11 protein-coding genes are annotated in these 12,225 nt (G+C 63.9%); 5 read left to right on the forward strand and 6 right to left on the reverse strand.

Going from position 1 to position 12,225, the window contains the following annotated elements; translation table 11 throughout:
- The first annotated feature begins 419 nt into the window (after window positions 1–419).
- From CK627_RS09300 to CK627_RS09315, 4 genes are all read left to right on the forward strand, one after another.
- Window positions 420–1,394 carry an L-tyrosine/L-tryptophan isonitrile synthase family protein gene (locus CK627_RS09300; RefSeq protein ID WP_095592176.1) on the forward strand — a complete coding sequence of 325 codons (975 nt, stop codon included), beginning with the start codon at window positions 420–422 and terminating at the stop codon, window positions 1,392–1,394.
- 10 nt (window positions 1,395–1,404) lie between these two features.
- Window positions 1,405–2,280: a TauD/TfdA dioxygenase family protein gene (locus CK627_RS09305; RefSeq protein WP_095592177.1), complete on the forward strand. Its 876-nt coding sequence runs from the start codon at window positions 1,405–1,407 to the stop codon at window positions 2,278–2,280.
- Window positions 2,280–3,563 carry a glycosyltransferase gene (locus CK627_RS09310; RefSeq protein ID WP_095592178.1) on the forward strand — a complete coding sequence of 428 codons (1,284 nt, stop codon included), beginning with the start codon at window positions 2,280–2,282 and terminating at the stop codon, window positions 3,561–3,563. The genes CK627_RS09305 and CK627_RS09310 overlap by 1 nt, the downstream gene beginning before the upstream one ends.
- A gap of 276 nt (window positions 3,564–3,839) precedes the next feature.
- On the forward strand, window positions 3,840–4,766 hold the full coding sequence (locus tag CK627_RS09315; protein WP_005298188.1) for a L,D-transpeptidase family protein: 927 nt from the start codon (window positions 3,840–3,842) through the stop codon (window positions 4,764–4,766).
- A gap of 72 nt (window positions 4,767–4,838) precedes the next feature.
- Here the strand turns inward: CK627_RS09315 and CK627_RS09320 are convergent, their stop codons facing one another.
- From CK627_RS09320 to fldB, 4 genes are all read right to left on the reverse strand, one after another.
- Complete coding sequence (locus CK627_RS09320) at window positions 4,839–5,231, reverse strand: VOC family protein (RefSeq protein ID WP_043170234.1); 393 nt, start codon at window positions 5,229–5,231, stop codon at window positions 4,839–4,841.
- 175 nt (window positions 5,232–5,406) lie between these two features.
- Window positions 5,407–6,747, reverse strand: a complete 1,341-nt coding sequence (locus CK627_RS09325; RefSeq protein WP_095592179.1) for a TldD/PmbA family protein — start codon at window positions 6,745–6,747, stop codon at window positions 5,407–5,409.
- Window positions 6,747–8,147 (reverse strand): TldD/PmbA family protein, encoded by a 1,401-nt coding sequence (locus tag CK627_RS09330; protein WP_042049671.1) that lies wholly within the window; start codon window positions 8,145–8,147, stop codon window positions 6,747–6,749. Before CK627_RS09330 ends, CK627_RS09325 begins: the two co-directional genes overlap by 1 nt.
- Window positions 8,148–8,445: 298 nt before the next feature.
- Window positions 8,446–8,964 (reverse strand): flavodoxin FldB, encoded by a 519-nt coding sequence (gene fldB, locus CK627_RS09335; protein WP_005298196.1) that lies wholly within the window; start codon window positions 8,962–8,964, stop codon window positions 8,446–8,448.
- 183 nt (window positions 8,965–9,147) lie between these two features.
- On the opposite strand from fldB, the gene xerD reads away from it, so the two are divergent.
- The gene (gene xerD, locus CK627_RS09340) at window positions 9,148–10,047 is read left to right on the forward strand and encodes a site-specific tyrosine recombinase XerD (RefSeq protein ID WP_017780681.1); all 900 of its coding nucleotides are present in this window, start codon (window positions 9,148–9,150) and stop codon (window positions 10,045–10,047) included.
- Here xerD and CK627_RS09345 read toward each other — a convergent pair.
- Both CK627_RS09345 and mscL read right to left on the reverse strand, forming a co-directional pair.
- Window positions 10,044–11,582, reverse strand: coding sequence for a sensor domain-containing diguanylate cyclase (locus CK627_RS09345; RefSeq protein ID WP_167385311.1), 1,539 nt, complete (start codon window positions 11,580–11,582; stop codon window positions 10,044–10,046). The genes xerD and CK627_RS09345 overlap by 4 nt on opposite strands.
- A 167-nt stretch (window positions 11,583–11,749) precedes the next feature.
- Window positions 11,750–12,160 (reverse strand): large-conductance mechanosensitive channel protein MscL, encoded by a 411-nt coding sequence (gene mscL, locus CK627_RS09350; protein ID WP_005298202.1) that lies wholly within the window; start codon window positions 12,158–12,160, stop codon window positions 11,750–11,752.
- Between the last annotated feature and the right edge of the window lie 65 nt (window positions 12,161–12,225).

A 12,225-nucleotide genomic window follows, 5' to 3' on the forward strand; every position in this document is an offset into this window, starting at 1 on the left:
GGCTTATTATGTGAATAAATAATTGTTTGCGATATTTTCGGCGAAATAGTCACTATTATTCCGTTGAGCCGCTATCACTATTAAGCTCTGCTAAATAATGGCTGAGTCAACTTGTGACCAAATAAAATAATGGCTGGGGAACTTTTTGGGAAAAGGGTTTTTGGTAACCGCTTAAATATTCATTATTTTGTTTTTATTCATATAGATAAATGTGAATTGCTTATGCGGTAAAGATTATTAGCGCAGAGTTGAAGCTGTTTACATCAATGGCGAATTGATAGCCTGACTTTATCTCGGCTACTGTCCCCTCTCGATTCGTTTGGGTAGCAAACGGATACGCAAATAATAACAACAGAGACTGGACGCATTGATAAAGAGTCATCTTTATTGATTTTAATCCTGCCAAAGGAGCCGGAATAATGAGTGGTTTATCTTCCCATCAAATTGCCCAGAATATATTTGCAGAGCTGTTGCCCTATCGCCGCCGCTTCCCCGATCCCATCCTGGATCGGCAGCAGGAGGAGGCAGAGGTGGCCGCCATCCAGATCCCCCGTCTGCAAGACTTCATCGAGCGGGGCGAGACCATCCTCTGCGTGTTGCCCGCCTTTCCCACCAAGTCGCCCAATCCTAACAAGGTGCTGGGCTCTCTGCCGGACATGGCGGAGCGGCTCTCCCTCAGTTTTCTCAACCACCTCTGCCAGCGCATCCAGCTGCACTATGCGCCCGGCATGCGGATCCTCATCTGCTCGGATGGCCACGTGTTCGGTGACCTCATCCGGGTGCCCGATCCGGCCATCGATGCCTATCAGGCCCATATCGAGCAGCTGATCCTGGAGCTGGGGGCGACCCATCTCGGTGTCTTCCACCTGGGCATGGTGGCGGGTATGGCCGAGTTTTGCGCCAGCCGCGACTTCGACACCCTGCGCGAACAGCTGGTGGAGCGCTACGCCGAGCCGCTGGAGCTGATTGCCCAGGAGGTGAGAAGCACCGAGGAGGGCATTCGCCTCTATCGTGCCATGACCCGCTTCCTCTATGAAGACAGCCAGCTGCCGGACACCCCGCTCTCCAACACGGCGCTGCAGCGGGATGCCAAGGTGCGCACCCATGCGGTGATCCAGCGCAGCCGCGCCTGGGGCAACCTGCTGGCGGAGCGCTTCCCCGAGGCGATCCGTCTCTCCATCCACCCCCAGGCGAGCCACAGCCTGAAGATGGGCATCCACATGCTGCCGACCCGGGATGACTGGCTCACCCCCTGGCACGGGGTGGCGGCCAACCTGGATGGTCAGTTCGTGTTGATGAAGCGGCGCGACGTGCTGGCGATGGAGCATGAGCTGGTCCATATCCACGGCCGTCCGAGCCACTACCTGATCAACGGCAAGCAGGCCGCCGCCTGAGGAGTTTCCCATGACTGCATCCATCGTTACCCTCGGCGGCGAGCGTTGCCGCATCCTGCCACAGGCCCCGTTCGGCCTGCTGATTGAACCGGCCCGCAACGCCCAGCCGGTGCAGAGCCTGGCTATCGAGGCGCTGCGCGAGCTGGCCCGCCGCCACGGCGTGCTGATCCTGCGCGGGTTCGAGTCTGGCTTCACCGATCCCGAGCGGCTGACCCGCTACGGCGAGGAGTGGGGCGAGATCATGATGTGGCCCTTCGGCGCCGTGCTGGACGTGAAAGAGCACGAGAACGCCACCGACCACATCTTCGACTCCAGCTATGTGCCGCTGCACTGGGACGGCATGTACAAGCCGACCCTGCCCGAGTTCCAGCTGTTTCATTGCGTGCACGCGCCGGCGGCGGACGAAGGGGGGCGCACCACCTTCATCAATACCCGCCAATTGCTCAGCGAGCTGGACGGCGAGCGGCTGGCCCGCTGGGAGCGGGTGCACATCACCTATCGCATCAAGCAGGTGGTGCACTACGGCGGCCAGGTGAGCTCGCCGCTGCTGGTGCCCCACCCGGTGAGCGGCGAGACGGTGCTGCGCTACAACGAGCCGCCGCGCGAGGGAGTGCGTTTTCTCAACCAGCATGCCCTCGACATCGAGGGGGTGGCGCCGGCCGAGCAGGCCGCTTTTCTGCAGGATCTGCACGAGCGGCTCTATGACCCGCGCTACTTCTATGCCCACCAGTGGCAAGGGGGAGACGTGGTGATCGCCGACAACCTCGGTCTGCTGCACGGCCGCGAGGGGTTCACCGCCCGCTCCGCGCGCCACATCCAGCGGGTCCACATCCAGGCCAGCCCGGTCTGCCTCAACCCGGCGCTGGCGCCGCAAGGGGCGGCGTGATGGCGACCCTGTTGCTGGCGGCCACCGCCACCCCGGGCCACGTCAATCCCATGCTGGCGGCGGCTCGCCTGCTGGTGGTGCAGGGGCATAGAGTGCTGATGCTGTGCGGCGCCCTGTTCGAGCGGCACATCCGTGACACCGGCGCCGAGTTCGTGCCCTTCGCCCCCGAGGTGGACTTTGACTACCGGGCGCTGGAGCGGCACTTTCCCGAGCGGGCCAGCCTGAGCGGTACCGCCCAGATGGCGCTGGCGCTCAAGCGTTTCTTCGCCGCCCCCATGGCGCAGCACGACAGGCAGCTGCGGGCGCTGATCGCGGCGGAGGGGGTGGATCTGCTGCTGGTGGAGAACGGCTTCTACGGCGTGCTGCCCTTGCTGCAGCAGCCCCATGGCCGGCCGGTGCCGATCCTGATGCTGGGGGTGAACCCTGTCTCTTTCTCGAGTCCGGACGCCATCTTCTACGGCCCGCGCATTCCCCCCGAGCTGCGCCGCTCCCTTGGCGAGCTGCCCTGGCTCGATGAGCCGACCCGGCAACTGCAAAGGGAGGTGCAACAGCGCTTTGATGCCGCCCTGGCCGAGGCGGGGGCGCCGCCGTTGACGGCCCCCTTCACCGACGTGATGGTGACGGCGCCCGATGCCTTTTTGCAGCTCTCCTGCGCCGGCTTTGAATACGAGCGGGCGGAGCTGGAGGGGGTGATCCGTTATGTCGGCCCGCTGCTGCCACCCCGGCTTGAGCTGACACCGCCGTCCTGGTGGGAGAGGCTCGATGAGCGGCCGCTGGTCATCGTCAGCCAGGGCACCCTGGCCAACGTGGATCTGGGGCAGTTGCTGCTGCCGGCCATGCAGGGGCTGGCCGGCGACGAGCTGCAACTGCTGCTGACCACCGGCGGGCGGGATCCGGCGCTGCTGGGCGATGCCATCCCGGCCAATGCCATCGTCACCGACCACGTGCCGTTCGAGCTGGCGCTGCCTCGCGCCGCCGCCCTGGTGACCAATGGCGGCTACGGCTCGGTGCAGTCCGCGCTGGCCCACGGGGTGCCGCTGGTGGTGGCGGGCACCGGAGAGGACAAGGCGGAGGTGGCGACCCGGGTGGCCTGGAGCGGGGCCGGCATCAATCTGCACTGCAACGAGCCGACGGCGGCCATGGTGGCCACGGCGGTACGCAAGGTGGTTGGCGAGCCGCGCTACCGCGCCCGGGCGCGGCTGCTGGCCGAGGAGATGGCGGCGCTCGATGGCCGCGCCGCCATCGCCGCGAGCGTGGCGGATCTGCTCGGCGGACGACCTTGATACCGTGATGAAGGGGAGGCCAGGCGGCCTCCCTTTTTGTTCAGCTTCTGCTCAGTTTGTGGCTGCTAGCGTGGCCATCATGACAGCAGGCTGCGCCAGTGGCGCCGGATGCGCTTTTTCATGCAAAAAAGAGCGTTTTCGACGTTGAAATTTTGGCCGACTCAGGAAAGAATGCGCGCTCGGTAATCGACCGCGGACGCCACCTTTGCGCCCCGGCGCAACCGAGGATGACACGGCCTTCGGCCAACTTGGTACAGGAAACCACACAGGAATTTTATGAATCCCCTTCGCATTGCCGCTTCGGCTCTTTTATGTACGCTGGCACTGGCCGGCCAGCAGGCTGCCGCCGTTGAATACCAGCTGCCCGCCGCCAACAGCCGCCTGATCGGCGAGAACCAGGAATACGTGGTGCCCGCGGACAACCGTCCGCTGGAGCAGATCGCCTCCGACTTCCAGCTGGGTCTGACCAACATTATGGAAGCCAACCCGGGCGTCGACCCCTACCTGCCCAAGGCTGGCAGCAAGCTGATCATTCCCCATCAGCTGATCCTGCCCAACGCTCCCCGCGAAGGGATCGTCATCAACGTAGCCGAGATGCGCCTCTACTACTACCCGAAAGGCAAGAACGTGGTGCAGGTGCTGCCCATCGGCATCGGCCAGCTGGGGGTCAACACCCCGGAGAACTGGATCACCAAGGTTGAGCGCAAGCGTGCCAACCCGACCTGGACCCCGACCGAGAACATCCGTCGCCGCTATGCCGCTCAGGGCAAGACCCTGCCTGCGGTCTGGCCGGCCGGCCCGGACAACCCCATGGGCCTGCATGCGCTCTACATCGGCAACCTGTACGCCATCCACGGCACCAACGCCACCTTCGGCATCGGCCTGCGGGTGAGCAGCGGCTGTGTGCGCCTGCGTGCCGACGACATCAAGTATCTGTTCGACCACGTGCCGGTCGGTACTCGCGTCCAGTTCGTCAACCAGCCGGTCAAGACCACGGTCGAGCCGGATGGCAGCCGCTACATGGAAGTACACGAGCCGCTGTCGCGCACCGAGGCGGAGTTCAACTCCACCGCCTCCGTGCCGCTGCCCATGACCCCGGCTACCACCCGTTTCATCGCCCACGCGGAGAGCGACTCCAACGTGGTCAAGCAGGTGCTGGAACAGCGTACCGGCATGCCGACCCGTCTCAACCCGCAGGTCTGATGACCCGAGAGACTGGTTCATGCACAACGGCGACCATCAGGTCGCCGTTGTTGTTTCTGGGTGCAGCCGTCGTCAGCCGGCCGGCGGGGCATAGAGGGCCAGCCAGTTGCCCTCGGTATCTTCGATGATGACCCGGGAGCCATGGCCGCTGCCGATGCTGTGCAGGGGCTCGAGCACTCGTCCGCCGATGCTGGGCACCAGCTGCTCGGCCTCCTGCAGGCGATCGCCCAGGGCGAGGTAGATGAGGGGGCCCGAGTGCCCCGGCTGGTGGTACTTGTCCATGGGACCGAGACAGGCCGCCGCGTTGTTGCCGTCGTGGCGCAGCATGGCGAAGCGGATCTCCTCTTGTATCGGCGTGACCGGCACGTCGAGCAGGGCCGAGTAGAAGGCCATGGCGCGATCCAGATCCCGTGTCGGAATGTCGGCCCAGACCAGGGTATTGTCCATCTTGGTGATCTCCTGCATGTGCCGGCCGATGCGACCGGCGGCTCTGTTCCTTGCTGACGGCCTCTCGCGGCAGGTCGTATACAGCTTCTTAGAGGTTAGGAGCGGCCCATGAGGGGCGCCATAGCTAAAAAAGCGGCGCCATCAGGCGCCGCTTTCGGGTGGGGAACTGGAGGTTTTTTCCCTCGATATACAGTTACTTGCCGGCGATGCTCAGCCCGCCGAAGCGGATAAGCGGCGCGTAGAAGCTCTTGCCATCGTCGTGGTGCAGCAGGTTGCCGACCGCTTCCAGCTCACCCAGCAGGCGGTAGAAGTTGCCCGCCACCGTGATGCCGCGTACCGGGGCCACCCGCACGCCGTCCCGGCACAGGAAGCCGGAGGCGCCGAACGAGAAGTCGCCGCTCACCGCATCGGCGCCGGAGTGCAGGCCGTCCAGCTTGACCAGCTCCAGATACTCGCCGGCTTGCGCCTCGGCCTCGCTGTGGGGGCCGAGCCCGAACACCAGGTGGCGCGGGCTGACATCCAGCGCACTGCGGGCACTGCGGGCCGCCGAGCCGTTGCTGGCCACATCGAAGTGGCGGGCGGTGGCGCTGTTGTGCAGCAGGGTCTTGAGCTCCCCTTCGCCGATCAGCAGCAGATCCCGGGTGGGGGCCCCCTCGCCATCGAAGGCCTTGATGTGCATGCCGCCCGGCATATAGGCCCGGCTCTCCAGGGTGAGCCAGCGGGAAGCCACCGACTGGCCCAGCTTGCCCCGCCAGGGGTTGATCCCCTGCTGGGCCCACTTGCCTGACAGCGCTGCCTGGAAGCAGCCGAACAGGCTGGCCAGGGCATTGGTGTCGAAGATGGCGCTGTAGTGGCCGCTCGGCACCGCGTCCCCCGCCAGCAGGCCGTCGGCCACGGCGTGGATCTGCTGGATGAGGGTCTGGCTGTCCAGCGCATCGAAGCGGCGCTCATACTGCCCCTGGGAGAACATGGACTGACGGCCGTCGCGCTCGATGAGGGCGGAGCTGTAGCAGCCGACGCTGAACGCCTGATGCTGGCAGAGGCTGCCTTGGCTGTTGGCGAGCCACAGCCGACCCTCTCCCTCGAAGAAGCTGTTGTAGGGGGCGCCGGTCACGTCCGGCAGCGCCAGCATCTCCGATTCGAGGCGCAGGGCCAGGGCAATCTTCTCCTCCACTGGGGTGGTGTCGGGCTGATTGATCTCGGCGCAGTCGGTGGTGAGCCGGCTCTGCTGCACGGCGATGGTCTGATCCGGGTCCACCTTGGCGAAGCGGCTGGCATCGAGCGCATCCTGCACCATGGCGGCCAGCGCCGACTCGTCGAGAGACTCCGAATAGGCGATGCCGACCCGGCCCTCTTTTATCAGCCGAATGCCGATCTGCTGGCTGCTGGTGACCTTGTATTCGCTGAGCTCGCCCTTGTCGGCCTTGAGGGAGAAGGCCTTGTCCTGGTTGGCGATGATGTCCGCCTCGGCACCGAGATCGGCGACCTGCTCCAGCAGGCGGGTCAGCAGTTGGTTCATGTCGAGTTGGCTCATCAGGCGTTCCCTCCGACCAGGATGTTGTCGACCTTGAGTGGCGGCTGGCCGACCGAGGCGGGAATGGATCCGGAGACCGAGCCGCACATGCCGGCGGAGAGGGCGAGATCGCGCCCCACCATGGAGATCTCCTTCAATACCTGCGGGCCTGTGCCGATCAGGGTGGCCGACTTGAGGGGCCGGGTGATCTTGCCGTGCTCGATGAGGTAGGCCTCCTGCACGTTGAAGTTGAACTCGCCGGTGCCGGGTTGCACCGAGCCTCCCCCCATCCGCTTGGCATAGATGCCGTGCTCCACCGTCGCCAGCATCTCGTCCAGACTGTGATTGCCCGGCTCTATGTAGGTGTTGCGCATGCGCGAGGCCGGCGCGAACTTGTAGGATTCGCGGCGTCCGGAGCCGGTACGGGCGTAGCCGGTGCGAAGGGCCCCCATTCGGTCCACCAGGAAGCCGGTGAGCACGCCATCCTTGATGAGCTGGGTGTGCTGGGTCGCCATCCCCTCGTCATCGACGTTGATGGAGCCCCAGGCGTTGCCCTGCAAGCCTTCGTCCACCGCGCTGACCGCCGGATTGGCGATGAGCTGGCCCATCTTGTCGTGGAACACCGAGGCCTTCTTGGCCACCGAGGTGGTTTCCAGCAGGTGGCCGCACGCCTCGTGGAAGATGACGCCGCCAAAGCCGCTTTCCATGATGACCGGCAGCTTGCCGCTCGGGCAGGGGGCGGCCCCCAGCTTCACCAGCGCCTGGCGGGTGGCGGTGAGGGCCAGCTCGCGGGGATCGATACTGGCGGCGTGCTCCCAGCCCATCATGGCGCCGGGGGCTTCGTAACCGACGCTCTGCTCGCTGCCAAGGGCGGCGATGGTCTGGGCCATGATGCGGTTGTAGTGGCGGCGATCGCTCACCTGCACCCCTTCGCTGTTGAAGATCTCCACCTCCTGCTCCCAGCCCAGCACGTTGCCGGCAAACTGGCTCACCTTGTCGCTCTCGGCGCGGGCCGCGGCATCCATGGCGTGCAGGTAGGCGATCTTCTGCTCCAGCAGCTTGTCGGCCGACAGGGGCAGGGCGATCGGGTTGCGATCGTTCAGGCGGGTGAAATCGAAGGCGGTGGCGGTGACCACGGGGTCACGCCTGTCCTTGGCCGCCAGCAGGGTGACGATGCGCAAGAGCTCGTTGCGATCGGCCAGGTTGGTGTAGCCGTAGAGCACCTTGTGGCCGTAGCACAGGCGCACGCCGATGCCGAAATCGAGGCCACCGCTGATATTTTCTATCTGGCTTGAGAGCAGGCTGAGCTGGCTGCGGCGCTTGCGCTCCACAAACAGCTCGGCGAAGTCGGCACCCAGCGCCAGCGCGTGATCGAGCACGTCGCGGGCGATGGCGGGGGCCAACAGGGAGAATGGGGTCATAGAATGTCCTTTTCTGGTCTGTCCGTTTGCTTCCGACACCCGGCTGTGATTGTTATGGGGTGTCGCTTCCATTGTTGCAGACCAGCATAAAAAAGTCGCTATAGCGTCATGCGATGATACCGATTGAGAAAATCGGTGTGATTTATGCGCCCGGTGGTCCGAAACCTGGGGCGGCAGGCGGGGAAGCGTCGCAGCTGACGTCTGTTCAAGGGGTCTGTCACAAGGCCTTTTTCGACATGCCGTGTGGGAAGCGGGCGATGGCAGGGGGCCATCGCCACTGCTGTCAGAAAACCCGGCGTCACAGCAGTTCGTGGATCTCGCTCAAAATCTGGTCGACCCACTGCTCGATGCGCGATTCGGTCTGGTCGTACTGATTGGCGTCGTCGAGGGCCAGGCCGACGAAGTGACGACCATCGTCGATGAGCGCCTTGGAGGCGTCGAACTCGTACCCCTCGTTGGGCCAGTAGCCCACCAGCTTGACCCCCTTGGGCACCAGCTGATCGTGCAGCATGCCGAGGGCATCCTGGAACCATTCGCCATAGCCCAGCTGATCGCCGAGGCCAAACAGGGCGATGATGCGCCCCTCCAGATGCAGGTCGGCAATGTCTTCCCAGCGGGATTCCCAGTCCTCCTGCAGTTCGCCGAAGTCCCAGGTGGAGATGCCCAGGATCAAGATGTCGTACTCCTGCATGCGGATGAGGGGCACGTCCTTGATGTTGTGGAGATCGACCAGCTCCGGGCCAATGAGGGTGCGGATCTTCTCGGCGGCCATCTCGGTGTAGCAGGTGGTAGAGCCGTAAAACAAACCAATCTTCATCGCTCTTCTCTTGATCGCAGTAGGCAAGGGGCGTGACCGGCACAGCGGCGCCCAGGGTGGGCGCCAGTCTAGCAGATTGCCCGGCGCGCTTCACTTCTTGCCGGGCCACGGACAAGCCTGCCTTGCGGGCCGGGTGGGTCGACACGTTACAATGGGGGCCTGTTTCCCTGAGCGCGGCGTACCATGAGCAAAGCTGAATCCCATCCCCTGATCGAGCCGTTTCTCGACGCCCTCTGGCTGGAGCGGGGCCTCTCCGACAACACGGTCAGCTCCTATCGCACCGATCTGGAAAAATTCTCCCTCTGGCTCGACGAGCAGGGGGGCTCCCTGCTGCTGGCGGGGCTGGACGACATCCAGCACTACCTCGCCTGGCGGGTGGACCACCAGTTCGCGGCCAGCAGCACGGCCCGCTTCCTGTCGGCCCTGCGCCGCTTCTACCAGTATCTCAACCGCGAGAAGCTGCGCAGCGACGATCCCACCGTGCTGCTGGAGGGGCCCAAACTGCCCAAGAAGCTGCCATCGGATCTCAGCGAAGCCGAGGTGGAGGCGCTGCTGCAAGCGCCGCTGGTGGACGACCCGCTGGAGCTGCGCGACAAGGCGATGCTCGAGCTGCTCTACGCCACCGGGCTGCGGGTCTCCGAGCTGGTGGGGCTCACCGCCGAGCATGTCAGCCTGCGCCAGGGGCTGGTGCGGGTGGTGGGCAAGGGCAACAAGGAGCGGCTGGTCCCCATGGGGGAGGAGGCGGTGTACTGGTTGGAGCGTTACTACCGTGAGGGGCGCGGCCTGCTGCTGGGGGGCACCAGCTCGGACGTGGTGTTCCCCTCCAAGCGGGCCCAGATGATGACCCGCCAGACCTTCTGGCACCGCATCAAGCTCTATGCCCTGCGGGCCGGCATCAGCGGGGAGCTATCTCCCCACACCCTGCGCCACGCCTTCGCCACCCACCTGCTCAACCACGGCGCCGACTTGCGGGTGGTGCAGATGCTGCTGGGTCACGCGGATCTCTCCACCACCCAGATCTACACCCACGTGGCCAACGAGCGGCTCAAGGCGCTGCACGGCCAGCACCACCCGCGCGCCTAGGCCAGACAGAGGCGATCTTTCCCCTCCTGCTTGGCGCGATAGAGGGCGGCATCCGCCCGGGCCAGCACCTCGGCGGTCGGGGCATCCAGCGCCTCGGCCAGCCCGCCGCTGAAGGTGACGGTCAAGCCCGGTTCGCGCCAGTTCTGCGTGGTCATGGCGCGGCGCCACTGATCCATCTGCTGCTGTGCCTCCTTAAGCCGCCCCTGCTCGAAGATGGCGACCAGCTCCTCGCCGCCAAAGCGGCAGAGGGTGGCCTTGCCCTCCAGCAACTGGCTGCCCAGAGAGGCGGTGCGTCTGAGCACGCTGTCGCCGGCGGGGTGGCCATGGCGGTCGTTGATCTGCTTGAAGTTGTCGATGTCGATGATGGCCAGCACATAGGGGGTATGTTGCTGGTGCAGCTCGCTCAGCAGGGTGTCCATGTAGCGGCGGTTGTAGAGCCCGGTCAGGGCATCGCGCTGGGCCTTCTCGCTCTCCGCCTGCATCTGGTCCGAAATCAGGGTGATCTCGTCCTCCAGCTCCTCGATGCCCGGAATGCGGGGGATGATGAGGGGCTGTCCCGGCGGGGTGACCCGCAGCTGGCGCACCACCTGCACCAGCATGCCGATGGTGTTCTCCAGCCGCTGATGGAAGATGACGGCCACCAGGATGAACATGACCAGCGACAGCAACAGCCCCATCATCATGTTGGGCAGCAGCTCCCTGATGACGAAAGAGTTGCTGAAGGGGTAGATGATGATGACCTGCCAGCCGGGGTTGTTGGCCAGGGTGTAGTAGGCGATGAGTTCGTCATCCTGGCTCTGGATCGCGCCATTTTTTCCCTGGAGCCGGGATAACCAGGGCTCGTCGAGCGGGGTGGCGTTCAGCTGCGGGTTGCTGTGCGCCACGATGCGTTGATACCTGCGATCGTAGAGCTGGTAGGTCATCTGCTTGCCGCCCTGCAGCATGCGCCCGATCCGGTCCGAGACTCGCGACAGCTCGACGTCCAGGCCAATCACGGCCACTATCTTGCCGCTGTGGTTCAAGACCGCCCGCGACAGGGTCACCACCGGAATGTGCTGGACGGTGTCGAGATAGGGGGCACTCCAGATATTGATCCCCGGCGTATGGATGGCATCCAGATACCATGCCTGTTTGGCCATTGCCTGGGGGGAAGGGGGGAGCTGGTGGTTGAAGTTGACCAGGGTATTGTCCCGCTGCACATAGTAGAGCCCCTTCAGCAGGCTGCCCGAGCGGCTGAGCTGCTGCCATACCGAGTAGTGCCGCGCCCGCATTTCCGGCGGGAGCACGCCGTCATGGTCGGCGAGATCCACTGCCAGAATATTGAGTTGCTCTTCGACCGAGCTCAGCGCGTTGTCCCATTGCTGGGCCGTACTGCTGCTGAAAAATTCCATGCGCTCGCGTACTACGTTCTGTTGTTTGATGAAAAACAGATAGAGGTTGCTGGCTGTCATCAATAGTAGGGGCAGGGAGAGCAACAGCAAATACCGCAGAATGAAACCATGTTTCGCTCTGGTCTTCACTGTCGGGGATGTCATGGCGATGATTCCTGTAGGTTTACATTCATTCAAGCATGATGTGCGTGGGATGGGGGCGGATGCAGATCAAGGTCTGGGTGATGCCAAGTGTAAAGTGTTCCGTTGCTGATGTAGCTAAAAAACCGCCCGAAGGCGGTTTTTTTCCAGTACACGACAGGAGCTGGCGCTTATTTTCCCTGTTGGGATTTGAGCAGATCGCGGATCTCGGTCAGCAGCTCCTGATCCTTGGTGGGGCCGGCCGGTGCCGCGGCTTCCTCTTCCTGCTTCTTCTTCAGGGTGTTGATGGCTTTGAGCCCCATGAAGATGGCGAAGGAGATGATCAGGAAGTCGATGATGGTCTGGATGAACTTGCCGTAGGCGATGACCACGGCCGGTGCACTGCCCTCGGCGGCCTTCAGGGTCACGGCGAGGTCGCTGAAGTCCACGCCCCCCAGGATCAGGCCGATGGGCGGCATGATCACGTCACCGACGAAGGAGGAGACGATCTTGCCGAAGGCGGCCCCGATGATGATACCGACCGCCATGTCGATGACGTTGCCTCTGGATGCAAAGGCCTTGAACTCTTGAATCAGACTCATTTTCCCCTCCAAAAATGGGCTAGTAGCGGCCTGGGCCGCCCTGGTGTTTGAATAATAAAGCATCA

This window comes from Aeromonas dhakensis (assembly GCF_002285935.1).
Lineage (GTDB): Bacteria > Pseudomonadota > Gammaproteobacteria > Enterobacterales > Aeromonadaceae > Aeromonas > Aeromonas dhakensis.